This window comes from Rhodobium gokarnense, assembly GCF_025961475.1.
GTDB classification, from domain to species: domain Bacteria; phylum Pseudomonadota; class Alphaproteobacteria; order Rhizobiales; family Rhodobiaceae; genus Rhodobium; species Rhodobium gokarnense.
The window spans coordinates 1-23602 of the sequence record NZ_JAOQNS010000014.1; the positions used below are offsets into that span (position 1 = coordinate 1).

Consider the following 23602-nt stretch of genomic DNA (forward strand, 5'->3'; position numbering starts at 1 on the left):
CATGCGATCGTTTCACGGCTTCTACAGGAACAATTGAATTCCGCTTAGCAAGGCGTGCCATCCTTCCCTAAATTTCAAACTGAGACACTACCCCGCGTTCGAATGCAGCATCTGTTGCCTGCTTGGCATCGGACTCAGTGACGACTGCCCGCTTTGGCCGGAGGTCTTCTGTCTCGTCCTGTTGCAGCGCGGCGCGGATTGCACTGAGATCGACGTCTGCAAGGCAGGTCGGTTCCAGCCGCTGCTCACCCGCTTTCGGTGTTTTGGAGGTATCGAGCGTGCGGATCTGTGGAAATGACACCCGGTCCAAAATTGCGTGATCTGGAGACCAGACCCAGCCCTCGCCAACACTGAGACTGGCAAGGCTTTCGATAACCTCCCTTGCCCGGTCATTGTCCGCGTTTCCATCCACCCACGCCTTGATCGCATCCCGGTCCTGCGGGCTCGTGACACCAAGGGCCACGAGCGTCGAGAGCTGGGTCAGCACGTCCTTGTTGATGCGTGCCGGACGTTGGGTGATGGAAATCAGGCGGAACCCATAGGCCCGGCCGCGCCGGGCAATCCGGTCAACTTCGCCAAGAACTCGTGTCGAAGCATCCTGCTTGCCGGGGGTCTGCGGCGCGAAGACGTCGGCTTCTTCCAAGACGATCCAAAGCGGATCTCGGTTCGTGATCCACAACTCCTCCAGAAGATCGCCGACCAAACGCTGCCAAGCAGCCTTGCGCATCTCGCCCATATCGATGACGGTCGGCATGTTGTTTTCGGCAATAATCCGCGCGAGCGGCGTGCCTATCGCTTCGCTCAATGGCAAGTCCGCTTTTGGCCCGCCAATCACGGCAACCGGATACCCTTCTCCGGTGCCGTCGGCGGACGATCGCAACCCCCACCAAGTTGACAGCGGATCCAGCACCAGGACGCGACGTTTGAGGTCGAGAAGTCGCTCAACTATCCCCTTGGCCGTGTACGTCTTTCCGCGCCCCTTCTTGCCGAGGATGGCAATATCTGCATCAAGAGCATCGTCCGGAATGGGGTGAGGCACTGCCGTCATTCCGCGGCCTCCGGCAAATCGTCGAGCACAGCATCTACGATCATGTCTTCAATCACCGCGTCGCAGATACGCCGTACGAGCTCGTTTACGGTGACATCACGCTTGGCAGCATGTGGCCTCAGGCCGTGCACGATATCGAGCGGCAGCGTGAATTCCTGAGTGTTGAGGTTGTCGAATGGCCGCCGCATCCGCTTCTGGCCTTTTTGCCCGGAGTGGGCCAGCGAGGTGACCATCTTCACGCTTATGCCAATTCGCGCGCCGATCTCATCGTTGTCCAGCCCCGCTTCTTGCATGGCGAGGATAGCTGCGGTTTGGCTCGGATAGCCCAAGACGGGCTTTGGCTGTCCCATGTGATCAGACCTCCGGATTCTCTGGTGAGTTCTGCTCGGCGGCACCTTTCTTGAACGTACGGCGCGTTTCCTCGGCCAAGGCATAGCCCTGGCCCCAGACCGTCCGGATCTCGACATCGAACAGTCTGAGTTTTTTGCGCAGTTTGCAGATGAACACGTCCACGATTTTAGGTTCCGCCTCGTCCTTGCCGACGTCGCGATAGAGTGCCGCCAAGATGGCGTCCTTGGTCGCCATGGAGCGGTTGACAAGAACCCCGAACACGCAGGCCTCTGCGCCGGTCAAACTCCATTCGATGGGCAAGGGTTTTGTCTCCATCAGAGCATCCTCGAGGACAGCAATCCGCGCCCGCAGCACTTCGTTTTCGTTTTCAACGACCTCAAGACGAGCGTTGGCGTCCACGGATTTTCCTCGTGTTTCGGAACAGCACGGTTACCAGTGCGCGCCACAATGGGACGCGGTGCTCTTGAGCCAACAAGGCTGCCTGGCGCTCGGCATCGCGTCCGAGGCGGCGCAGAGTGGTCGCGATGTCTCCCGGATCGACTTGGCCGGCATATTCCGGCGCGAAGAGAAGCGTTTCGACGGCCTTGATCGCCGCCGTCTGGACCGGCGCCTGGCGCGCCTCGACCAGGACGTCTAGAACCTTGCGCGCGCCGACGACGTAGCGACGGCGGATCAGTTGTTCCAGGGTCGCGACGGCAACGGTGTCGCCTTCCTTGTAGCGTCCGTTCGCCGGCGGGTATTTCAGAACGCGCACCCCCGCGCGCTCGCAAACCTGGCTGATCGTCAGGGCGTCCTCATCCCCGGCCTTGAGCCGGGCGTAGAAAAGCTGCATCGGCGTGATGGCGATGCGGTCGCGGTTGTGCTTGACGAAGGCTGTTGCGCGGTCCTCAACGGCGCCGCCATCGACCAAAAGCACGGGGATGGTTTTAATCTCCGGGTGCGACGCAGCGGCAATCGCCGTGTGCTGGCCATCGATGACGTGCAGGTCGCCGTCGACCTCGACGACAACCGGAGGCTTGAATGCGCGCCAGTCCCAGGCCGACAGGATCTTGCGGATCAGCCTCACCGAGCGCTCACCGAGATTGCGCTGGTAGCTCTCGTCGACGAGCAGCGCAAGCGGGTCGGCGTCACGCAGGACAGGAGCAGTCTCGCTCACCATCCCCGGCGAGATGTCGGGAAACTGCATGGCCGCAATGCGTCGCATCTCCGCCTTTGCGGCTGTCCAGTCGTTTTTCGAGAAGGCCATCAGCCGTCTCCCTACGCCGCGGCGGTGGCCGGTGTGCCGTTGTCGGCAATCAGTGTCCTGGCTTCCATAATCGCCTGCGCAACGCGCTCGAGGCCTTCGCGCTCCGGGATGGTCATGGCGTCATAGGCGGCGAGAAGCTGACGGCCACCGGACCGGTCGATGATGGAGGTCAGGATCAACGACAGGAGAGGCGTATCAAGACCGATACCCTCGACGCCGTCGAAGAGTGTGGCGATATCGGTGTCGAGGGCGCGGGCAATCGACACCAGTTTGGAGGAGCTCACCCTGTTGGTGCCCTTTTCGTATTTTTGCACCTGCTGAAAGCTGACCCCGAGGTGTTCTCCGAGCTTCTCCTGGCTCATGCCCTTGACGTTGCGGATCTTGCGGATGTTGTGGCCGACCTGGACGTCGATCGCGTTGGGCTGCTTCGTGGTCATTGACGTTCTCCTTGCTTCAGTTTTCTTGCCTGTTCGCGGGCTTCGGAAAGGATCTGTTCGGCGGTTTCGTCGTCGCCGCTGGCGGTCCAGAGAGCGACCGCGACGGCGACGGGATCGATGCCCTTTGCAGCCCACCAACGGCGCTCGTTCGCGGCGTGCTGCGCGCCGTCACCAAAGACGTGCTGTTCCGCGCAAAGGGGCACCGTCCATTTGTCGTCCGCCTTCTCGCCCATGCCGGTGGCGCGCTTTCCGAACCGCGGGTCGCCGTAACGAATATGGGCGGCGTGGATATCGCCGAACTTGCCAGTCACGAGGCACGGAAGCGTCCGGATCCAGCGAAGATGCTGGGCCGCTGTTCGGCGTGGCCGCTTCGTGCGCCCCTTTCCGTCCCTGCTGAAGGCCGTGTCCGGACGGGCAAAGCGATATGCGCCCATCCCCATCAGCCTCCGCTGGATTTCTTCAGAGCCAGATTGGCCGAATTGACGAGCTCGCGGATCTTCGCCTGGGTTTCCTCCGCACTGGTCTTTCCCGCGATGGAGTCGCGGTGCGCGTTGACAATGTCGGTGAAAACACTCCGGTCCAGTCCGCTGTCGTTGAGGGTCTGGTTCACCTCCTCTGCGAACGCCTCCTCATAGACCACCTCGATTTGTTCGGCGGACTCGCAATCCCAGAGGGCCTTGTTGATCCGCTCCGGAAGCGAAAGCACGACTCCGCCCTCTTCATGAGGGGGGGGGGAGGCATTGTCCGATGACGCAGGACCTTCACCGGACAATGCCTCAGCAGCGACGGAAGATTCCTGGTCGCCGCTGTCGGTCGACTGAAGGGCCTTCTCCTCGGTCGACACATGGTCCGCCGCATCGGCGGGTGCCTTCTTCGAATTTCCTGTTGATGCCTCGCTCATCGAGGCATCAACCGTGCCTTTCGCCGCGGAAAAGCCTTCCCGGTCCTTTTTCTTTGCCGCAACACGTTCTTTCAGTCGCTCGGCCGCGGCCTTGTCCTCTGCCGTGTTGGCCTGCCGCGCGAACATCTCCTCCACGGTGGCTTCGCCGTTCTTGATGGCGGAGAACATGCCGCGAAGGGTGACGATGTGATCGATGGTGACGTCCTCGTTCCCATCCACACCCAGCGCGGCGAAGATTTCGTCGGGCGTCACGCCATAGACGGCAAAGGCCTGAATGGCCTTTTCCCGGTTTTCCGATAGCGTGGTGACATCGCCGGCAATGACACTCTGCACGGACTCATAGGCGCGACGCCAAAGCGCCTTCGGGATACCGCTCAACGTCGCGTTCCGAAGCGCGATCGCGCACGCGGCATTGCCGGTGACGACGATCATGTCGTCGTTGTAGGTGCGCCCGTCCTTGCCGGAAATCCGGCGCCGGACACGGACGCTTGTTGCCGAGTTGGTTTCCAGGTCATGGAAGATGCCCTCGGCTTCGACGTATTTCTCGGCGCGGTCGACGTGAACGACCCGGGCCGCCGACCGGCAATTGCCATAGGCCTGACGCAGGATCTCGGCGAAGCGGACGGATGGACCCTTGATCGGCTTGCCGCCGCGCGGAAGGGCGTACATGCATTCGGCTGCCGTATCTTCGTCCAGCGTTGCCAGATTCATGATCTGGGAGGCGACACGCTTCAGCGTGCGCGGATAGGCGTGCGCTGAAGCGATCTGCTGATCGATCTCCGCCCGGGTCAGACCGACCGCCAGGCTTTTCGAAACATCGAACCCGCTCTCGACGATCTCGCCCGTATCGTTGTCGACAATGTCCATGCTCATTCCGCCGCTTCCTGTCCGTGGAAAATCGCTTCGTCGCGGGCCTTGGAGATTTCCGCTTCCATCTTGTCGGCGGCCCATTCCGGGAACCTGAACGTCTCGACGTCGTCATAGCCGTGCGGGCCCGGCCAACAGCCGGTATCCCAAGCCCGCTTGAATCGTTTCAGCGCCCAACGACAGCACTTGGCCGCGCGCATCTGGTCCTTCGGATCCAGCGTGAACACCCGAACGCAATAGGGCGCCGAGGACTCGACGCAGACGAGCGTGAACGACGTTATCGGCCGACCGGTCATCACTTCGTGCCCCCAGCCGACCAGGGCACCCTGCATGTCGTAGCGGAACATCCGCATCGACCGGACAAAGTCCTCGGTCTGCACCGAATGGGTGACCTTGAGGTCGGTGTAGTCGTCGTCGCTCGGCCGAACATCGGGGCGGGAACGGAGCCAGATGCCGGTCTCTTCGTCCTTCCAGAACGTCGACGTTTCGACGTCGCCGTCGAGCATGCCGGATTGCACCGCCGGATGGTTGGCGAGGGCATCGCGGATGCGCAGGATCTTCTCGCGCTGTGTCGGCGTCAGCACCGTCAGGCCGGAGTCCTTCATCATCTCCAGCCATTCCTTGCAGGCCGTGCGATTGCCGTTCCAGGCAGCGCCATCAACCCTTTCGGGGCGGAGGACGAAGCGCTTCGAGAACTCCTGCTCTCCCAGAAGCAGGTGGTGAGCCGCCCGGCCCAAGATCACCGCGTCGCTTTCGTCCTTCTGATCCTCGCGCCTGGGGTTGTAGGGGCTGTCGCACCAGTAGTGCGCCTCGCTCTTGGTCCAAATGGTTCTCAGCCCAGACGACGAAATGCAGGGCTCGGGGCCGGTCGGCTTACCGTGGTAGAAATCCAGCGGCATGCCGGTATAGGTGCCGGGCTCGGTGATGGGGTGGCCATTCCAGGGGATCATGATTGCATCCTCAAATCTCAGTCGCTCAGCGGCGGACCGCCGTTGTGTCCTATGCCGACCGGTCTTGCCTCGCGTTCATCGCGGTAGACCGTTGCCCCCCCCCCGGGGGGGGGCGTGCCGGCTGCTTTTGCTGGCTATCCTCAGGCTCGCCGGCAAGCATCGCGCGCCAGGCGGCGTAGGGATCGATTATCGTGGTCATGATTTTTCTCCTCGCGCCTTTGCGAGCGCGGCATGGGCACTTTTCATCGCTGCGAGCAACGGATGGGAATCTGCCGGAACGGTCATTCCGTTTACAGGCCCCGGCCGGGACCACTCGCCGATGGCTGCCGCGCATGCTTCCAGCGCCTCGTAGAGGTCCGGAAGAGCCGAAACTGCTTGCCTGTTGAAAGCCGCATCAGGCCCAAAGAAATCTGCACAAATCGCATGAGAACCATTTGGGTCGGCGTGGGATTGAAAATCCGGATGGATGCCGTCCTGATAAACGCGCCACGGCCCCGGCGTGAATTGCGGCTTGCTCATCACATCGCTCCCAAGGCTTTGATCTCGTCATCGAAAAGAAGGATCACCGCGACCGCCGCCAGCAGCCAAGCGACGAACACCACACGGCTTTCCGTCGCTTTGACAAGGAACGCGGCGAGAAGGGCGCCACCAGCTACTGCTCCGAAGAAGGCCATGGCAGCTAGAACCGAATGGAGACGTTGGGCACGACGCCGTCGGCGATCGCTTCGACGACGGCCTTGGCATGCTTCTTCGGCAGAACCTTGATCGCAGCGCAGATGGCCGTTACCGCTTCGTCGATCACGCGGGTGCGGTTTTCGATGTCGGCGGCCCGGCGCCGCTCCTCTTCCTCGCGCTGCCGCTTTTCCTCGGCCTGGCGACGCTCTTCCGCCTGCTGGGCTTCGATGACACGCTGCTTCTCGGCCTCGGCGGCGCGAATCCGTTCCTCGGCCGCCTGTTCTGCCTCTTCGCGGGCTCGTGCGGCAGTCAAGGCTTCGATCCGCTGGCGCTCCTCCTCAGCGCGCCGGGCCTCGGCCTCTTCACGGCGCTTGCGCTCTTCCTCGGCCCTGCGGGCGCGTTCCTCGGCGATGCGCCTTTCCTCTTCAGCTCTGAGTCGCTCGAGCTCTGCTTTCTCTGCCTCGGCAATCCTGGCGCGCTCGACGGCGACCTCAAGGGAGCCGATCGCATCCTTCAGTTTCGCCGCAGCGGCGGCTTCGAATTCCTGGAACACATCCGGATCGACATGGAACGCCTTCAGATCGGCGAGCCTGCTGCCCATCGTCTCGGCCGTGTCGTTGAAGTCCGTGCGGCCAGCGCCCTCGATCCAGGCGATCTTTTCCTTGACGATTTCCGCCCGCTTTTCTTCGGCCGCCTCCCAATCATCGAGGGGCTTGCGAACTTCGGCCTTCAGCGCATCCAGGCGACCGCGGATTTCCTTCCTGGTGCCATCGATTTCCTTGATCTTCTTTCGCACGTCGTCCGTCAGCGCCTTGCCGGCGTTGTCGATCGCGGTCTTGGTTTGGGCGATCCTATAGGCCGTCGAAGCGATGGCCTTCCGGCCCTTCACGGTTTCGAGATCGACGGGCGCCGCCAACACCTCTTTGCGGATGTTCTTGAAGAATTCTTCGAACTTCTTGCCGTCGACGAGAACGGAAACGGGATTTTCTCCGACGTATTCAATGACATTGCTCATATTTCCACCCCTAAGGCCTCTGCGGCCGCGACCGCCTCGCGAATAAAGTCGTCCCTGATCTTCGGCTTTAGCCGCGCCCACCTTCGCTCGGCGCGAGCCGGATCGTTCTCCCGCGCCCATGTTCGCCAGATGGCGAAGGCTGCGGACTCAATGCGGGTCATGGCCTGCCTTCGTTTGCTGGATGCTGAAGGCCTTCGGCATCCAGCCAAAGGCCTCCGATAATCATCTAATCAGCGACCCGGCGGGCTTGCTCAGTGAACGGGTTGTATTCCTGGTTGTTCGTAATGAGGTAGGCGCCGGGCTCTACCACCTGTTCCTCATGGGGATCTCCAGCCGACTGTTTCAGCACCGCCGGTTTGCCGAGAATGGCGTAAAGCATCTTCATACCGGCATCCTGGAACTCCATCACAGTCGCGCCGCCGGCTTCCAGGACGTGGTGATGACCGCTTTCCGAATGGCCAACGATGAATCCATCTGGACCGGGCCCGACGAGTGCGAACCCGTCCGTGTCGACGGTCCCTTCGTCGATCCGGATGAAATTGACCTCGCCATGGGCGTTGGTCAGGCGGCAAGCGGTAACGTTGTCGAAAGCAGACATCCGATTAGCTCCGTTTTTCAGGTGGGGAATAAAGATTCGCCGGCACTCTCGCGTGCCAGGCATGCGCGTGGTGTAGATCAGGCTTCGCCAGCTCGCGCTTGTTGACGGCCTCCATCATCTCCCCGTTCCTCGGGCAGAAGAATTTCAGGTAGAGCTCGCTTTCCGGAAGTCCTGGCAACCAAACTTCCAAGAGATCGCCGCGTTGCGGATCTTCGTGGCTGTCGATGACACGGTGCTTAAGATTGTCGAGCATCTTCGGCCATCCGATGATGGCAGCGCCTGCGGCTCGTTGCTCGACGTTCTCGGCACGCAGAACTTCGGCTGGTTCGAGCGTTGCCTTGTTTTCAATCCAATGCGCCGGCACGCGCGTTCCATGCCAGTGGTAGAGACACCATCCGTCGCGCCAACGGTGGGATGGTCCATCCTCGCAATGAGGCAAGTTACCGTCGTCAAGTTTGAGGACTTCCGGGAAATCCGAGACGATGCAGAATTTCTCGTGCATCACGCGGAACCCGCCGTGGATGGCCGCGCGTTCCCAAGCGTCGTATGCCGCATGAGGCGCCAATCTCAGCCCAAGGATGTCGCGCGCAGCCGTAAGATAACAATCGTAGCTGCCCCACATGTTGCCGCCTTGATAAACCCTCCACCACAGTCGAGCGCATTGGACGCCCAAGGGGCCCGCGAGATCAAAACACGCGCGCGCCGCTGCGGTTTCGGCGGCGCCCGTGGCGGCGTACGTGGCGGCGTCCGTGGCGGCGTCCGTGGCGGCGCGCGTGGCGGCGCGCGTGGCGGCGCCCGTGGCGGCGTACGTGGCGGCGCCCGTGGCGGCGTCCGTGGCGGCGTCCGTGGCGGCGTCCGTGGCGGCGTCCGTGGCGGCGTACGTGGCGGCGCGCGTGGCGGCGTCCGTGGCGGCGTCCGTGGCGGCGTGCGTGGCGGCGTGCGTGGCGGCGTCCGTGGCGGCGTCCGTGGCGGCGTGCGTGGCGGCGTGCGTGGCGGCGTGCGTGGCGGCGTCCGTGGCGGCGCGCGTGGCGGCGCGCGTGGCGGCGTCCGTGGCGGCGTCCGTGGCGGCGTCCGTGGCGGCGCGCGTGGCGGCGCGCGTGGCGGCGCGCGTGGCGGCGTGCGTGGCGGCGTGCGTGGCGGCGTGCGTGGCGGCGTCCGTGGCGGCGTGCGTGGCGGCGTCCGTGGCGGCGTCCGTGGCGGCGTCCGTGGCGGCGTACGTGGCGGCGTGCGTGGCGGCGTGCGTGGCGGCGTCCGTGGCGGCGTGCGTGGCGGCGTACGTGGCGGCGTACGTGGCGGCGCGCGTGGCGGCGTCCGTGGCGGCGTGCGTGGCGGCGTACGTGTACCAGATTGCGGCCGATGCACCATACGAGAAGGCCATCACCATTGGGGATGGAACAATAACTACGCGCGGTGCGGGACGTCCGGCCGCAGCATATAGATCGACAATCGCGCGCCGGATCTTTGTTGGCTCGATTGGCTTGGTGCGCAGAACTCTGCGGATCCACATTTCTGTGTGGATATCCATTGCCGCTTTTTCTTCGCACGTAATCCCGCCTTCGGCGCAATTTGGCTTCCGGATAATGTTCGAGTCCATCAGACGCGTTCCTTCGTTGGGAAGATGATGTCACCGCGCTGGTAGGGGCGAGTCCAATCGCCGGCGGCACTCACGCGGACCCACTTCTCGCCGTCCCAAACGAACGGAAGGTGCCCTTCGACGAACCGGATGGCGAAGTCGCGATTTTCTTCGGCGGCGTCGATCTGGTCGGCGACAAGGCGGGCGATGGCTTTCGTTGCATCGAAAGCCTGTCCAGATCCGATATCGGCAAAAATTACTCTGGATACAGGGCCGTAGCAGCCGCCCTGGAGGATGCGGTCGACACACTTCTGCTCGGTGTCGAGGATCCGGTCGACGGCAAGTGCCTCATCGATGATCGGAGAGCCTTCTAAATCCTGGATAAAAGCGAAAAACGGTCGAAGTCCTGCGGCCTTGGCATCCGGTGTTTCTTCGGCCTTGCATCGTGCCTCGGGGCTTTGATCCTGCGACAGGCGTCGGTGGTGGCTGGCAAGGTCGTCGCACAAGCGGTTGGTCTTGGCTGTTTCCTCGGCAATGGCCGCGCAGAGTCGATACCGAACGCCCTCGATGATGCGGTCGCAATGCGTGCCGGCCGTTCTTCGTGTGCGAGTTGTCATCTGCATGGCTCACTCCGTTGAATACCCAATGTATTGCTCATTGCCGAGCGTATGTCAATACGAAGGGTATGATTTTTTTAGTGGGCTGTGAAGATGTTTCTCGCGCGCGTTCACACTGAGAAGGAGGGGTAGGGGCTATAGGCCCCTACCCCCCTCTCAGAGTTTAGTTATACGTCCTTGTCTCTGAGCCGCGCGCAATACTATTTTTCTGAGCCGAGCGCGTAGCAAGACGCGGGCCAACTCAGATCTTGTGACATCTGTGACAATTGTTCGAAAAAGGCCAAAAAAAACAATGACTCGGTGATGTCACACCGCATGTCACATATGTCACAACTCAAAAAACGGCGGGCTGCACGAAGGTGATCACCAGCGCGGCGATTTGCACTTCGACCTCGTCGTTGGGCGAGGCATTGATGGGCCCGATGTCGATCGGCTTGTGGCGCGGGTTAGACGACCGCGGCGCCAGCATGATCCGTCCGTTTCTGATCGAAATCTCTTTCAGGGTCCGCTCGCGAAAGCTGCCGCCGTTTCGGAATTGTTCCACGACCACCGGCAGACCGGACCTTGGCGACATTCCGGTTTTCGCCCAAGGCACGGCAACGACATAGCCGCCATCGCGAACAAATTCGTCGAAGGAGTCGCCGACAACCTGATAGGCGACATAGTCGGCCCGATCGAATCTTGGGTCCGGGACGACGGGGATCGTCCCGAGAATGTCGTCCTGGATGTCATCGACATGGATCCACGACGTGGCCTCGGCTTTCCCGACGATGGGCGCCAAAATCACGCCCTTTCCTGAGTAGGGTGCGCCGGCCGTGTCGAGAGGCGCCGGCGGTTCCGCCTCATCGCCGCGCTTCGGCCCTTCGCCTGTCAGGAGCCACTTCAGGCTGATTCGGAAAAACCGGGCATATCGAATCGCGGCGTCGGCGGTCATGCCCCGGGTGCCGTTTTCGTGCGACACATAGGTCACCTCACGCACGCCCATTGCCTTCGCGGCTTCCGACGCATGCGCATACCCGGCCTCTACGCGCGCTGCCCTCAATCGTTGCCATCTGCTCATAGGCCACCCATCGCAAATACGCGGATACTTCGGGTATTGACGAGAGGCGATCGAATGGAATACAAAAGGTATGATGAATCACATTGAGGTCGTGATCGATGGATGGTGCGGGGATTCGAGAGCTCCGGGAGAGCTTCGGGATGTCTCAGGCGCAGTTTGCAAAACTGCTGGGTGTTCGGCAGCCGACCGTCTGCCGGCTCGAAAGAGGGCAGACGGTGGCGGGGGCGATGTTGACGCTTTTGGAAAGTCTGAAGGCCGGACACATCACACCTGAAATGCTGAAAGACAAGCAAAAGACTACCGAGAAGGAGGGCTCAGATGCGTGAATTCCTTGCCCCGCACCGTGGAAAAATCGAACGCGATCTGCGGGACAAGGAACAGGCGCGAGCGGAGATCCGGGATCTCGCCAATCAGGCAGTCGCTCTCGAGCGCATCAAGACCGGGACGAAAGAGGCGGCGATCGGCAACCTCAGCGCCAGGCACGATCTCGGATCGTGGCTGTTGCGGCTTTGCCGCGGGGATCCGGTTCGGGTCGAAGTCCACTATGTCGTCCGGCTGGTCGATGCGCTCGCCGGCGCGCTCAAGGAACACGACATGCGGCTCGCGCTGGCGCGCGAACGTCTCCATGCCATAGGTGCGGCATGACCCAGGATTGCCTCGGCGCGATCTTCTGCGCGTTTTTCGCAGGCGCCTTCGCTTCGGCTCTGCTGTGCCGGGTCGCGGCGATGCGGCGCCATTCCCGTGATGTCCGGTTCGGGGGCTGATCCGTGATGCAGCCCATTTCCGCTCAAGGTCCTGGCGAAGGTCGGTCTTGGCCGTTCGGGGCGCTGCAGATGTTCGGCTACGACCTGATCATGGCCGACCCGAATTGGCGCTTTGAGACATGGTCGGAAAAGGGCCGGACCAGCAAGGGTCCGGATCGCCACTACACGACGATGACTGTCGGCGAGATCAAGCGAAGCTTTCCCGTAGGGCACCTGGCGGCGAAGGACGCCGTGCTCTGGCTTTGGGCCACCCATCCAATGATCGATCAGCAGATCGAGGTCGGCCGCTTCTGGGGCTTCCAGTTCGTGACATCGGGCGTCTGGGTCAAGCGGACCAAGCACGGGAAGCTGGGGTTCGGCCCAGGCTATCGGTTGCGCAGCGCGTCGGAGCCGTTCCTGATTTTCATCAACGGGACGCCTGCAACATGCCCGGTCGTGCGGACCGTCGTCGAAGGACCGCTGCGCGAACATTCCAGGAAACCGGATGAGGCATATCGGGAAGCGGAGCGGCTACTGCCGGGAGCGCGGCGTGCGGATCTGTTTTCGCGGGAGACCCGGCCCGGTTGGGACAGTTGGGGCGACGAAGCCGGAAAGTTCAATGAGGGGCGGCATTGACCGCCGTTGCAAAAGGAGACCGCCGATGACTGGCGAAGGCGACAACATCAAGGGCATGGTGATCTTCCACCATGGGCGAATCAAGCGCGCGACGGCAGAAAAGGACTCGGCCGTCGGGTCGTTGCGCAACGCCAAAAAGCAGGCGATCACCGACGAAATTGACGTCGAGGCGCTGGAGTTTTGCGCCAAGCTGCAGAAGGCGAAGAAGCCGCACGAGGTGGTGCAGCACCTGAAAAACAAGATCCTCTACGCCGGCTATCTGGGCCTCGACCTGCCGCGCCATTTTGACCTTTTCGATGAGCCGAAGGAAGATCGCACGCCGATCGAGGACAAGGCCCATGAGGACGGGTTGCGGGCGGGTCTGCAGGATGATGTCCCGGAGGCCAACCCCCACGACCCGACGTCCGCCACCGGTCAGTCCTGGCTGCGTGGCTTTCATGCCGGTACCGCCCAGCGCAAACAGATCCTCGAGATGCAGGCCGAGGTCATCAAGGGCGAAGGCGATGAAGGGGACGATGAGGAGACCGTCGACGATTCCCTTGATGAGGCCATCGATGGGACCGAGGACGACGACGATGGGCCGACCGACGTCGGCGAGGTTACCCGGTCCGAGCTCGAGGAGAGGATCGACGGTCCAACGATCGTCGATATGAACGCGCGCAGGAAAAACGCGGCGGAGTAGCCGCACGCATCAACCAGCGAGTTGAAGGGCGCGGTCGATGATCCTCATCGGCATGGACATCGCGACGGTTACTGGCGTCGCCCTGCGTGACGACGACGGGCAGATCAAGGCCTGGTCCTTCCGCGTCGATGGCGACGGGCCGGGGGATGTCTTCAAGGCATTCGAGGACAAGGTCTACCGGATCCTGAAGAAGCACCGGCCGGTACGGATCGCGATCGAGGCGCCGCTGCGTTCGGACATCAGCCGGGAGACGACGGAGGAATACTTCGTCGACAATGTTCGCCATGTCCGCAAGGTCCGGAGCCCGATCACCAACATCAACACGCTGCGAAAACTCTACGGCTTCACGGCGATCGTCTACGCCTGCGCCTGTCGCTGCAGCATTCCGGTTGAAGAGGTCAAGGAGAACCAGTGGCGATCGGCCTTCGGGGTCAAGATCGGCAAGGGCGTGCCGTCCTCCGGTCGGCGCAAGGCCTGGAAGCAGGCAGCGATTGATCGATGCCGGCTGGTCGGCGTTCGGGCCCTGGATTCCGACGCTGCAGAAGCGGTCGGCGTGCTCTGGTGGCTTCAGGGCCAAATGGTTGGGCCGCGCGGCGCGCGGGTGCGGGCGGAAAGCCTGTTCAGTTTCGAGGGATCCGATGGCCGGCGAAAAGATCAGGCTTCAGGAGATGATCGACGCCTGCCTGGAAAGGGCCGGGCACCTGCGCGGCGTTCAGGCGGCGCTTCAGAAGATGGGGGCGATCAGGGAGCCCTCGACCTATGCGATGCGCCAGGCGGAGGTCTTCGACGCCATCGTCAAGGCGCTGCGCATGATTGAAGTCGATCCGGATGGCTTCGTCGCCTGGCATCGCAACAGACTGAAAAAGAAATGAGCGGCCTGATCATCGATCTGTTCGCCGGCGGCGGCGGGGCCTCGCTTGGCATCGAAATGGCGACGGGGCGTTCTCCGGATATCGCCATCAACCACGATCACGCGGCGATCCGCATGCACGCGGCGAACCATCCGGAGACGCTGCACCTGGAGCGCAGCGTTTGGAAATCGGACCCGTGGGAATACGTCCGCAACAGGGAAGTCGACCTCGTCTGGGCCTCGCCGGATTGCTTCGTTGCCGGAACAATGATCCTGACCGATCAGGGTTACCGACCCATCGAAAGCATCGTCGAAGGCGATTGTGTCCTCACGCACGCGGGAAGGTACCGTCGCGTCTACGGGACGATGCGCGCAAAGAAGTCGGTGCACAGCGTCGATATCCAAGGTTCGCCCACCTTGATGGTGAGCGGCGAACACCCCTTCTTGGCACGACCGATAGAGAATGTCTGGGACAACAGACGGCGAAACTACCGCCGGACGCTACTCGAGGCGCGGTGGGTGGCGGCAACCAATTTGCGGATCGGCAACGCGGCGATGAATGCCGCCGGTGGCGACAGGGATTTCTGCGCCACTCCTTGCGAGTTCGGAGCTCTGCCGATCCCCCAAGTCGGCGGCAGGGGGATCGACGTGGATGAGCGGCTGATGTGGCTAGTTGGCCGATATGTCGGCGACGGGTGGTCGCGCATTAGAGGCGGCCATGCGGAACTGGTCATAATCTGCGCGAAGGACGAGGCCGACGAACTCGCCGAACGTCTCGACGCTTGGCCCAGGTTAGGGATGCGCGCCGGGCATGGCGAACTCGCTTGGCATCGTCGTGAGGTCGAGACGGCCGTGCAATTTAGCACGAACCATCGCGGCTTGGTGGAGTGGATCAGGGGCCAGTTCGGCCATGGTGGTTACCATAAGCACTTCCCGGCCTGGTGCATGTCCGCACCTGTAGAGCTGCGTCGCGCTCTGCTTGCCGGCTATGTGTCGGCCGATGGCAGCCAGCTTATGATTTCCGGCAACAGCGTCACCGAGACGATCACAATCTCCAAGGCGTTGGCTCTATCGACCAAAGCCATTGCGGAGAGCCTCGGCTTTACCGCCACCGTCTCGAACCCACGTGCCAACTCCTCTACGATCGAAGGACGCGATGTGCAAGCGAAGCGCACCTATCTCGTCAGATGGAGGGAGACGCGGAAGAGGCTGCAGACGGTCCGCGAGGGCATCCATAACTGGTCTCGGGTTCAAAGGGTCGGAGAAGCCTCAGAGCCCGTCGAAGTCTTCAATATCGCGGTCGAGGAGGACGAGTCTTACGTCGCGGACGGGATCGTCGTCCACAATTGCAAGCACCACTCCAAGGCCAAGGGATCGCGGCCGGTCAAGCGCAACATTCGCGATCTCGCCTGGGTGGTCAAATGGTGGGCGCAGTCGGTGCGCCCGAAGGTGATCATCCTCGAAAATGTCGAGGAATTCCGCGATTGGGGGCCGGTGGTGCCGGACGCATCCGGCCGGTTCTTCCCGTGTCCGGACCGCAAGGGCGAGACCTTCAAGCGGTTCGTCGGCGAGCTGCGGCGCCTCGGCTACCGGGTCGACTGGCGCGAGCTGGTTGCGGCCGACTACGGCGCGCCGACGATCCGCAAAAGGCTCTACATGATCGCCCGGCGCGACGGGCTGCCGATCGCCTGGCCGAAGCCGACGCACGGGCGGGCCGACGATATCGACGTCATCGCCGGGCGAAAGCTGCCTTGGCGCAGCGCGGCGGAAATCATCGACTGGTCGCTGCCGTGCCCGTCGATCTTCGACACGGCGGCGGAGATCATGGCGAAGTTCGGCCTTCGCGCGGTGCGCCCGCTCCAGCCGACGACGCTTCGGCGCGTTGCGCGGGGTGTCGGCAAATACGTGATCGAGGCCGCGGAACCGTTCATCTTGCCGATCACGCATGCCGGTTCGGATCGCGTGGAGCCGATCGGCGAACCGCTTCGCACGACGACGGCCGCACATCGCGGCGAACGGGCGCTTGTGATGCCCTTCGTCTCCCGGCAATTCGGCGCCAGCGTCGGGCACGGCGCCAGGGAACCGCTGGCGACCGTCACGGCCGGCGGCGGCGGCAAGTCGGCCCTCATTGCGCCGACGCTCGTCCAGACGGGATATGGCGAGCGCCCGGGCCAGGCGCCGCGGGTGCCCGGCCTCGACAAGCCGCTCGGCACGGTCGTCGCCGGCGGGCAGAAACACGCGCTTGTCGCGGCCTTCATGGCGCAGCACAACACGGGCGTCGTCGGACGGACGGCCGATGCGCCGCTGTCGACGGTGACCGCGACGGGCGCGCAACAGGCGATCGTGGCGGCGCACCTGTCGCATTTCTACGGGTCGAACACGGCGGGCGGCGAAGGCGACCTGCGGCAGCCGGCGCGGACCGTCACGGCCGAAGGCAATCACGCGTCCCTCGTCACGGCGTTCCTGTCGACCTATTACGGCACCGACCAGGCGCCGCAGCTCGGCGCGCCGCTGCCGACCGTGACGACGGTCGGCCGGCATAGCCTGGTGACGGTGACGATCGACGGAGCCACCTACGTCCTCATCGACATCGGCATGCGCATGCTGACGCCGCGCGAGCTGTTCCGCGCGCAGGGCTTTCCCGACAGCTACCAAATCGAGGCGGATGCCGAGGGCGTGCCGTTTTCCAAGACGGTGCAGGTCGAGAAGTGCGGCAACTCGGTCTGTCCGCCCGTCGCCGCGGCGATCGTCGCGGAGAACCTGCCCTGGCTGGCGCAGCGGACGGAGGCGGCATGATCCCCGACATCGCCACCGAGCTCGACCTGCGCAGCCGCGGATATCGCGACCATGTCGAACGCATGGCGGCCGGGCGAACGGTCGTCCCGAGCCTTGCCGCCTACCTCGCCGACCGGCTCTGGCAAACGGCGCCGCATCAGGAGGTCGTGTTCGTCTCCGCCGACGATGCGCGCTTCGCCCGGCTTGCGGAGCGGTGGGCGACGGCGCGCAAGGGCCGCCGCTGCCCCGTCGCCGACAATGGCTGGCATTTCCCGAAACCCTGGGTGGACGAATTGACGATGGAGGGGGCATGAGGGCTTTATGTTTGCGAGAATTGGCCATCGACTGGCTTCGTGTCACGCACCCCGGGTCGATCATCGTGACGGAGTTGAGCGTTGCGGATTGGAGAGGTGCTTCGCTTGATCTTGCGGCGATTACGGAAACGCATATCGCCGGTATCGAGATCAAGGGCGAAGGCGACAGTCCGGCGAGGCTCGATCGCCAAGGGCTTGCCTACGGCATGGTCGCCCGGGAAATGTGGCTCCTTTGCGATATGAGCCTTCAGGAGAAATGCTTTTCCAGGCGCCCGGCTGGATGGGGGAGATTGGAGATTCACGAAGGCATTGTCCGGCCTTACAACGTCGCAAAAAAACTCGGCCCTTTAAAAAAACACCCTTTGGGCGGAACGTATTACCCGACCGTTCGTGACGAGAGCCGATATGAGCCGGATCGCTGGTATCCACAGGAGCACCAGTCGCCCCACGTCATGTGCGGAACCCTTTGGCGAGATGAACTCTGCGCGATAGCAAAGTGCTATCAGCTTTGTTCAGCCAGCAAGGCGCCTGTTCACGTGTTGACCAAGGCGCTTTGCGATGCGCTCCCGGCGCCGCTATTGCACGACGAGATGATTAAGGCTCTTCGCCGTAGGGTCTGGCGAAGGCCGGTTATCGATTTGAGGGGGGCGAAGTGAGCGACATCAATTACGTCGCGTTGATCGGCCCCGTGGCGATCACCTTTTGGGGAGACCCGAACAAGGCCCTTTCGAATGACAAGGAGCTGAGGTGGGGAACCCGGGGCGCGCGTGTCGTCGATCTCACCAAGGGCACTTGGGTAGATCATTCGGCGGCCGCGGGCGGCGGCGTCTTGAAATTGATCGAAGTGGAAAAAGGGCTTGGAACCTCCGACGCAGTTCGCTGGCTTGAGGAGCAAGGGCTTGTGAAGCGGGAGGATCCGGCGGCCGCGGCCAAGGCTTCGGAAAAGGAGATCGAAACCACCTACGACTATGTGGACGAGGAGGGAACCTTCGTCTGCCAGGTGGTGCGCTACCGGAAGCCGGCCGAGCCGCGGTTTCGCCAGCGGCGCAAGGCAAAAAACGGGGTCTGGATATGGGGGCTGAGCGATGGAACCTACGGCCGGTTTCGGCGAGACGGTGACTGGTTCAAGTTCAGCCAGAAGCACGCCGACCGTTATGTCGAGACGACGGAGTTCGGCGAAGTTGCCAGATTCCTTTATGGACTCCCCGAGGTCGTCGAAGCCGTCGCGCTCGAGCAGGCGGTCTATCTGCCTGAGGGGGAGAAGGACGTGGACAATCTCCGGGCCATGGGCCTTGTCGCCACCTGCAACATCGGCGGCGCCAACAAATGGCAGCAGTCGTTCACCGAGAGCCTGCGCGGTGCCCATGTCGTGATCCTGCCGGACAACGATGAGGCCGGCGAGAAGCACGTGACGTTGGTTGGCGCGGCTCTGAGGGACGCGGTCTCATCCTTGCGGATCCTTCGCATTCCGGGGTTGCCGGACAAGGGAGACGTCTCCGACTGGATCGCGGACGGTGGAACGGCCGACGCGTTTCTGGATATGGTCGATCGTCTGGCCCGTCCATGGAAGCCGGCGCCGCCGAAATCGAAGTTCGGCGGCCTGCTCTTCCAGGATCTCGATCGGGTCAAAGGTGAGGAATACGAGTTCCTGATCGACGACTTCCTGTCGCGCGGGGACCGGTCGCTGGTCTACGGCGCGTCGAAGTCCGGCAAGAGCTTCCTGGCCATCGACATGGCCATGTGCGTCGCGCGCGGGATCGAGTTTTTCGGGAAGGCGGTTCGCAAGGGCGGGGTCATCTACCAGGCCGGCGAGGGACAGAAGGGCGTGAAGAAGCGCCTGCGAGCCTATCGGCAGCACAACGAGATGTCGCCCGACACGCCGCTGGATTTCGTGCTGATGCCGGCGACCATCGACCTCTATCACCGCGACGGCGATGTCGACGGGTTCATCGCCGAATGCAAGGCCTGGGCCGCGGTGATGAACGAGCGGCTCGAGCTGGTCGTGATCGACACACTGTCGACGGCGACGGCCGGCGCCGACGAGAACAGCGGAAAGGACATGTCTTTGGTCCTTTCGAACTGTGCCCGCATCTCAACAGAGTTGAAGGCGCACGTCATGTTGGTCCACCACATGCCGAAAAATGGCAAATCCCCGCGCGGTCACGGTTCTATTTTCGCGAACATCGATAACGCCATCCAGGTTGACCGCGACGAAGAAACGGGCGTCAGAACCGCGTTTGTCGAGAAGCAGAAGGATGGCGATGACACGGCGAGAGTCAAGTTCGAACTCTGCGCGATCACGATCGGCCGGCGGGAGATGGACGACCGGGCGATCACGTCCTGCGTCGTGGTGGATAAGGGCACCAAGGACGAGGCGAAGGCGGCCGACAGGGCCCGGAGCGGCGTTCACCTGAAAGGGCAGCGCCGGCAGCTCTATCAGGCCCTCATCGACGCCCTTGCCGAACAGGGCATCCCGACGCCGCCGGAACTCAAGCTGCCGAGGTCAATCCATACCGTCGTCCGATACGCAGCGTGGAAGGATGCCTTTACGCGCATATCGTTCATCGATGAGGGCGATGAGAAAAAGCGCGACGCGGCCGTGCGTCAGGCAATCTCGCGAGAGGGGCGGGAGATGCACAGCCGGCGTTTGATCGGGCGCCACGACAATTACGTTTGGATCACCGGCAAACCGGTGGCTGGGTTTGCGAACCGAAGCCGCGATGAAACCTCGGACAAGCCGGACAGCACCGCGTTGGACGGTGAGGATCCGTTCGCGACGTGGCCTGGGGACGGCGGCTTGTGACATGGTCAATCCGTTAAGTTTCAGCGGCTTACAAGCGAAGTTGTCACATATGTCACAGATGTCACAAGGCATGTCACAAGCATTGAAGGGAGACGATGATGGCCAAGCGGGTGGTAATCTGGCAGGACGGGGACCGCTGGCTGACGGTCTTTGCCGATGAGGGAGTCGAGGTCTTCTGGGTTGACGAGGGAGCAAAGGCGGACCGGACTTACAAGATGACGCCGTCCCCGGTGCCTGAAGGTTTGCTCGATGACGAATATGGCTATGCGGACGACGGCAGCGCGGCGTCGATCCGCGCCAACCGCGCCATGGCCGCAATCGAAGGGCGGCCGTTCCTGCAAGCCGTCCGAAAAGACGAAAAATCACGAGAAGAAGGTGAGTGTGGAGATGACGGTCCAGAAGCTGCCTGACGAAGAGCGCTTCATCATCGCCGTGCTCTGGATGTGCGGTTGGCCGGTGGCGGCGATCGCGGCGCGTTGCGGCGCGACGCCCGGCAAGGTGCGCGGCGTCGTCCACCGGCTGCCCTATCCGCCCCGCTCGGAGTTGTCGGTCGCGGATCGCCAAAAGATCCTGGATGAGTTGAAGGCCGGGCGCCGTGACGGCGGCCGGTTGCCCGACACCATGTTCGTCGCCGAGTTCCTTGAAGCGGGGCAGGTCAAAACGGTTCGTCGCATTGATTTTTCCGGCGGGGAGCGACGATCGTACCAGGTCGACTATGGCGACCGGGAAACCGTTCGACTGCCGCGCGACGTCCAGCCGAAGGGTTTGGGCTCATTGCCGGTCGAAACGGATCACATTGCCGCGGGCCGCCGCCGGGACGGGCCGGTGGCCAAGGCCGAGCCGGGGCGGGGCGGCCGGCGCCGAATCCTTGAGGACGCCAGCGAGAAAGGGTCGCCGATCCTGCAGCTTCGCGATCATTCCGCCGCGCCGCTGGAATACCTGGAATTCAAGCACGTTCTGCAGGATCGCCCGAAAAAGGACATGACACGGGAGCAGGTCGTGTGGATGGACGGCGCCGAGCATCGACGCCTTGTTGCGGCACGCCGGTTGCGGGATGTGTTTGAGGGTGCGGAGATCTCGCCGGCGCGATCGCTGGATCTGATGAAGGCGCCGGGCGGCGCCGGCAGGCCAAGCAGCATCGCGGACTATGTGCTGGATTGCCAGAAGGAGGTTGCCCGTCTCCGGGAAGGGCTACCGGAGGGGTTGCTCGCTATCCTCGAGGCGGTGGTCCACCGTGATCTCTGGATATGGCAGGACGTTCGCAGGAGGTCGGAAAAGCGTCGGATATTCGACGATATTCGCCGCGGTCTTGACTTTGTGTCCTTCGTCCACGGCGAAGTCAGCCTGGGGGAATTGTCCTGGCGATGGCCGGAGCCCTATTCGCAAGAACTCTATCGGCGACTGAGGCCGTTTATTCACAGGACGGGCGGCAAGGGGTGATCGGCGCTTGGTCGATAGCTTTCCATTCGGGGCCGTCGGCGAACGTTTCAAGGCAGCCCTGGCAGAATGCAGCGTCGAAAATGCGAAGCAGTTCCCACGCTTCGCCGTTCCAGACGGCCCAAGCGTCCACGACGATGTTCTCACGACCGCAATTTGGGCAGACAGGCGTTTTCCCGGGCATTGGCTATTGTCTCGCTGGATCATGAAACGAAGCGGCCGGCGCCATCGCGGCGCCGGCCAAGTTGGGGAGGAGTCAGACTGCGATCAACGGGAAATCGCATTCCGGGGCGAGACCGATCCGTTTGAGGGCAATCCGCGTCCTGCGGATGTGTCGGCGACCCTCTTTCCATGTCGGCTTTCTTTTCATTTGTGGCCTCCATTTTTTTGGTTACATTTGCTGGCGGCGTCATTCATATCGTATTGCTCTGTCCGGCGTCAATACGCAACGAATGATTTTGTATACAGTCCGATGGCGGCCATAGCGAAAATGGCTATTTTCTGCCGATATCCGCACTACGAAATTCTGTTGTCGGGAGAACGATGCCGAACGAATTTGACAAAATTCGTTTTGTGAGTCACGTTTTTGCCGAATCGTCGAAAAGCGAGATGATGCCGGGGCCCCGAATGATCTGGTGATATCCGGCGTGTCGTGGGGTGGAGCAGTCCGGTAGCTCGTCAGGCTCATAACCTGGAGGTCGAGGGTTCAAATCCCTCCCCCGCTACCAAGTCAGGGCAACGCCCGTGGGTTTGCGCCAAGCTAGCAAGCCGCCTTATTCCCTCGTATGGGCTCAGCGAGCTACAGAGGGCACATAGTGGTCAGGCAGACGCTCCGGGGCGCCGATCCTGTCTGCTGAAGTAGAAAGAGCCCCGGAAGTATTTCTGCCAAGGGCTGGTTTCCCAGCCAACGCAAAGCAAGGATATGGGCGATAGCCGGCGGCCTTGCGTTGTAGAACATGAGCACCGGCGAGGACACGAGTAATAGACGCCTCCTCGGCTTGGTCGCGACAGGTGGTCTAAGGTTCGACGCGCACTACTGTTATGGAAGGCAGCGAGCCTGGATCCAGAGGGTTAGAGACCCTGTGTTCATGCAATCCCGCGTAGCTGGTGCGCCAGCGGAGGCGCCATCGAGTCGTGAAACCTGGCGCCTCCGCAAAAGTAGTGGCAAACGATGCTGTCGCAGAAGCGCGTTTGCTGATATGATACTGCGATGCTTCACGGTTGCAGCAGGGCCGTGACTAAGACAAGGCTGGTCGCCCAAGCGACCGGTTTAGCCGCTGCCAAATTCGCCCATCAGGGCAACGGAATCGATGCTGCGGCGTGGAAAGCAGACACGTGTCGGCCCGTAGAGCCCGGCGTTGAAATAGCTGGGAACGGGTGACGACGCGCTGGACGACATGCGCATAGATCCAGTGAGCCGGGGTAGCGTCCGGTCAGCATCGACACTAATCGGCGCGTGTCATCATTGCCCGAAAATCTTGACCCACTCAGGAGAACGGCTTGGCCGTAGCCATTGTGGCGTAGGGTATTGGGGTGCGCGCCGACCCTATCGACGCTGTGACACGGTGATTTCTGCTTGCCGTAGGGCGTGGTCGGAAGTCTTACCACGGACCGCATTGCGGGGGTTCAGCAGGCCCCGCCAGCGTCGACAAATACCCGCCAAGGTCTCCAATTCAGTTTGGAGATGACACCGCCCCACGACGCGTTTGGTTTCCTAGGCCTTCGTGCGTCGGGGTGGCGGCTCTTCAGGAGGCTCTATGACATTTCTCGAATTCAAAGCATGGTTCGACGGCTTCTGCGAGGGCATTGAAGGTGCGCCGAATACTGAGCAGTGGAAGCGGATCTGCGAGAAGTTCGGCGAAGTCCACGAACCGCTGCCGGGGCCTTGCCCTCAACCTTATCGCTTTGTGCCTGGGGACATGTCCCCGTTTGGGCCGCCGTACGAAATCACCTGCTCACTGCCCGCGTTCAATCTTGATCTGAACTGACTTGCGGCCCTGTGCCGCTCTGTCCACCGTAGGGGC

27 protein-coding genes and 1 tRNA gene are annotated in these 23602 nt (G+C 62.5%); 13 read left to right on the forward strand and 15 right to left on the reverse strand.

Annotated elements, in window-relative coordinates; genetic code table 11:
• Positions 1–67: 67 nt before the first annotated feature.
• From M2319_RS20090 to M2319_RS20160, 15 genes are all read right to left on the reverse strand, one after another.
• Positions 68–1048, reverse strand: a complete 981-nt coding sequence (locus M2319_RS20090) for an ATP-binding protein (RefSeq protein ID WP_264603258.1) — start codon at positions 1046–1048, stop codon at positions 68–70.
• A complete protein-coding gene (locus M2319_RS20095) occupies positions 1045–1398 on the reverse strand; it encodes a hypothetical protein (protein WP_264603259.1) in 354 nt (117 codons plus the stop codon). The genes M2319_RS20090 and M2319_RS20095 overlap by 4 nt, the downstream gene beginning before the upstream one ends.
• Positions 1399–1402: 4 nt before the next feature.
• Positions 1403–1798 carry a helix-turn-helix domain-containing protein gene (locus M2319_RS20100; RefSeq protein WP_264603260.1) on the reverse strand — a complete coding sequence of 132 codons (396 nt, stop codon included), beginning with the start codon at positions 1796–1798 and terminating at the stop codon, positions 1403–1405.
• Positions 1776–2645: a DUF6551 family protein gene (locus M2319_RS20105; protein WP_264603261.1), complete on the reverse strand. Its 870-nt coding sequence runs from the start codon at positions 2643–2645 to the stop codon at positions 1776–1778. The genes M2319_RS20100 and M2319_RS20105 overlap by 23 nt, the downstream gene beginning before the upstream one ends.
• A gap of 11 nt (positions 2646–2656) precedes the next feature.
• Positions 2657–3082: a helix-turn-helix domain-containing protein gene (locus M2319_RS20110; protein WP_264603262.1), complete on the reverse strand. Its 426-nt coding sequence runs from the start codon at positions 3080–3082 to the stop codon at positions 2657–2659.
• The gene (locus tag M2319_RS20115; RefSeq protein WP_454557349.1) at positions 3079–3522 is read right to left on the reverse strand and encodes a DUF968 domain-containing protein; all 444 of its coding nucleotides are present in this window, start codon (positions 3520–3522) and stop codon (positions 3079–3081) included. Before M2319_RS20115 ends, M2319_RS20110 begins: the two co-directional genes overlap by 4 nt.
• Positions 3522–4856, reverse strand: coding sequence for a hypothetical protein (locus M2319_RS20120; RefSeq protein WP_264603264.1), 1335 nt, complete (start codon positions 4854–4856; stop codon positions 3522–3524). The genes M2319_RS20115 and M2319_RS20120 overlap by 1 nt, the downstream gene beginning before the upstream one ends.
• Complete coding sequence (locus M2319_RS20125; RefSeq protein ID WP_264603265.1) at positions 4853–5800, reverse strand: PD-(D/E)XK nuclease-like domain-containing protein; 948 nt, start codon at positions 5798–5800, stop codon at positions 4853–4855. Before M2319_RS20125 ends, M2319_RS20120 begins: the two co-directional genes overlap by 4 nt.
• Positions 5801–5995: 195 nt before the next feature.
• Entirely contained in the window at positions 5996–6319 is a 324-nt protein-coding gene (locus M2319_RS20130; RefSeq protein ID WP_264603266.1) for a hypothetical protein, read from the reverse strand.
• Positions 6319–6474, reverse strand: a complete 156-nt coding sequence (locus tag M2319_RS20135) for a hypothetical protein (RefSeq protein WP_264603267.1) — start codon at positions 6472–6474, stop codon at positions 6319–6321. Before M2319_RS20135 ends, M2319_RS20130 begins: the two co-directional genes overlap by 1 nt.
• Positions 6475–6479: 5 nt before the next feature.
• Complete coding sequence (locus tag M2319_RS20140; RefSeq protein WP_264603268.1) at positions 6480–7610, reverse strand: hypothetical protein; 1131 nt, start codon at positions 7608–7610, stop codon at positions 6480–6482.
• A 106-nt stretch (positions 7611–7716) separates the two neighbouring features.
• Positions 7717–8088, reverse strand: a complete 372-nt coding sequence (locus M2319_RS20145) for a hypothetical protein (protein ID WP_264603269.1) — start codon at positions 8086–8088, stop codon at positions 7717–7719.
• A gap of 4 nt (positions 8089–8092) precedes the next feature.
• Positions 8093–9472 carry a DUF6745 domain-containing protein gene (locus M2319_RS20150; RefSeq protein ID WP_264603270.1) on the reverse strand — a complete coding sequence of 460 codons (1380 nt, stop codon included), beginning with the start codon at positions 9470–9472 and terminating at the stop codon, positions 8093–8095.
• 209 nt (positions 9473–9681) lie between these two features.
• Positions 9682–10284 (reverse strand): hypothetical protein, encoded by a 603-nt coding sequence (locus tag M2319_RS20155; protein ID WP_264603271.1) that lies wholly within the window; start codon positions 10282–10284, stop codon positions 9682–9684.
• Positions 10285–10612: 328 nt separating this feature from the next.
• Entirely contained in the window at positions 10613–11263 is a 651-nt protein-coding gene (locus M2319_RS20160) for a hypothetical protein (protein WP_406682242.1), read from the reverse strand.
• A gap of 173 nt (positions 11264–11436) precedes the next feature.
• Between M2319_RS20160 and M2319_RS20165 the strand changes: the two genes are divergently transcribed.
• The 13 genes from M2319_RS20165 (at position 11437) to M2319_RS20235 (ending at position 23566) form a co-directional block, all read left to right on the forward strand.
• Positions 11437–11664: a helix-turn-helix domain-containing protein gene (locus tag M2319_RS20165; protein WP_264603273.1), complete on the forward strand. Its 228-nt coding sequence runs from the start codon at positions 11437–11439 to the stop codon at positions 11662–11664.
• Positions 11657–11983, forward strand: a complete 327-nt coding sequence (locus tag M2319_RS20170; protein ID WP_264603274.1) for a hypothetical protein — start codon at positions 11657–11659, stop codon at positions 11981–11983. Before M2319_RS20165 ends, M2319_RS20170 begins: the two co-directional genes overlap by 8 nt.
• A 188-nt stretch (positions 11984–12171) precedes the next feature.
• Positions 12172–12717: an MT-A70 family methyltransferase gene (locus tag M2319_RS20175; protein ID WP_264603275.1), complete on the forward strand. Its 546-nt coding sequence runs from the start codon at positions 12172–12174 to the stop codon at positions 12715–12717.
• 25 nt (positions 12718–12742) lie between these two features.
• Positions 12743–13399 carry a ribosome modulation factor gene (locus M2319_RS20180; protein ID WP_264603276.1) on the forward strand — a complete coding sequence of 219 codons (657 nt, stop codon included), beginning with the start codon at positions 12743–12745 and terminating at the stop codon, positions 13397–13399.
• Between the two features lie 37 nt (positions 13400–13436).
• Positions 13437–14216, forward strand: coding sequence for a RuvC family protein (locus M2319_RS20185; RefSeq protein WP_264603277.1), 780 nt, complete (start codon positions 13437–13439; stop codon positions 14214–14216).
• Positions 14217–14267: 51 nt separating this feature from the next.
• Positions 14268–17045, forward strand: a complete 2778-nt coding sequence (locus M2319_RS23185) for a DNA cytosine methyltransferase (protein WP_319801807.1) — start codon at positions 14268–14270, stop codon at positions 17043–17045.
• Positions 17042–17338, forward strand: coding sequence for a hypothetical protein (locus tag M2319_RS20205; protein ID WP_264603278.1), 297 nt, complete (start codon positions 17042–17044; stop codon positions 17336–17338). Before M2319_RS23185 ends, M2319_RS20205 begins: the two co-directional genes overlap by 4 nt.
• 20 nt (positions 17339–17358) lie before the next feature.
• Positions 17359–17994 (forward strand): hypothetical protein, encoded by a 636-nt coding sequence (locus M2319_RS20210; protein WP_264603279.1) that lies wholly within the window; start codon positions 17359–17361, stop codon positions 17992–17994.
• Entirely contained in the window at positions 17991–20141 is a 2151-nt protein-coding gene (locus tag M2319_RS20215) for an AAA family ATPase (RefSeq protein WP_264603280.1), read from the forward strand. Before M2319_RS20210 ends, M2319_RS20215 begins: the two co-directional genes overlap by 4 nt.
• A 98-nt stretch (positions 20142–20239) precedes the next feature.
• Positions 20240–20551 (forward strand): hypothetical protein, encoded by a 312-nt coding sequence (locus M2319_RS20220; protein WP_264603281.1) that lies wholly within the window; start codon positions 20240–20242, stop codon positions 20549–20551.
• Complete coding sequence (locus tag M2319_RS20225) at positions 20529–21581, forward strand: hypothetical protein (RefSeq protein ID WP_264603282.1); 1053 nt, start codon at positions 20529–20531, stop codon at positions 21579–21581. The genes M2319_RS20220 and M2319_RS20225 overlap by 23 nt, the downstream gene beginning before the upstream one ends.
• Positions 21582–22229: 648 nt before the next feature.
• Positions 22230–22306: transfer RNA gene (locus M2319_RS20230), tRNA-Met, on the forward strand.
• A 1029-nt stretch (positions 22307–23335) separates the two neighbouring features.
• Positions 23336–23566 carry a hypothetical protein gene (locus M2319_RS20235; RefSeq protein WP_264603283.1) on the forward strand — a complete coding sequence of 77 codons (231 nt, stop codon included), beginning with the start codon at positions 23336–23338 and terminating at the stop codon, positions 23564–23566.
• Positions 23567–23602 lie beyond the last annotated feature (36 nt).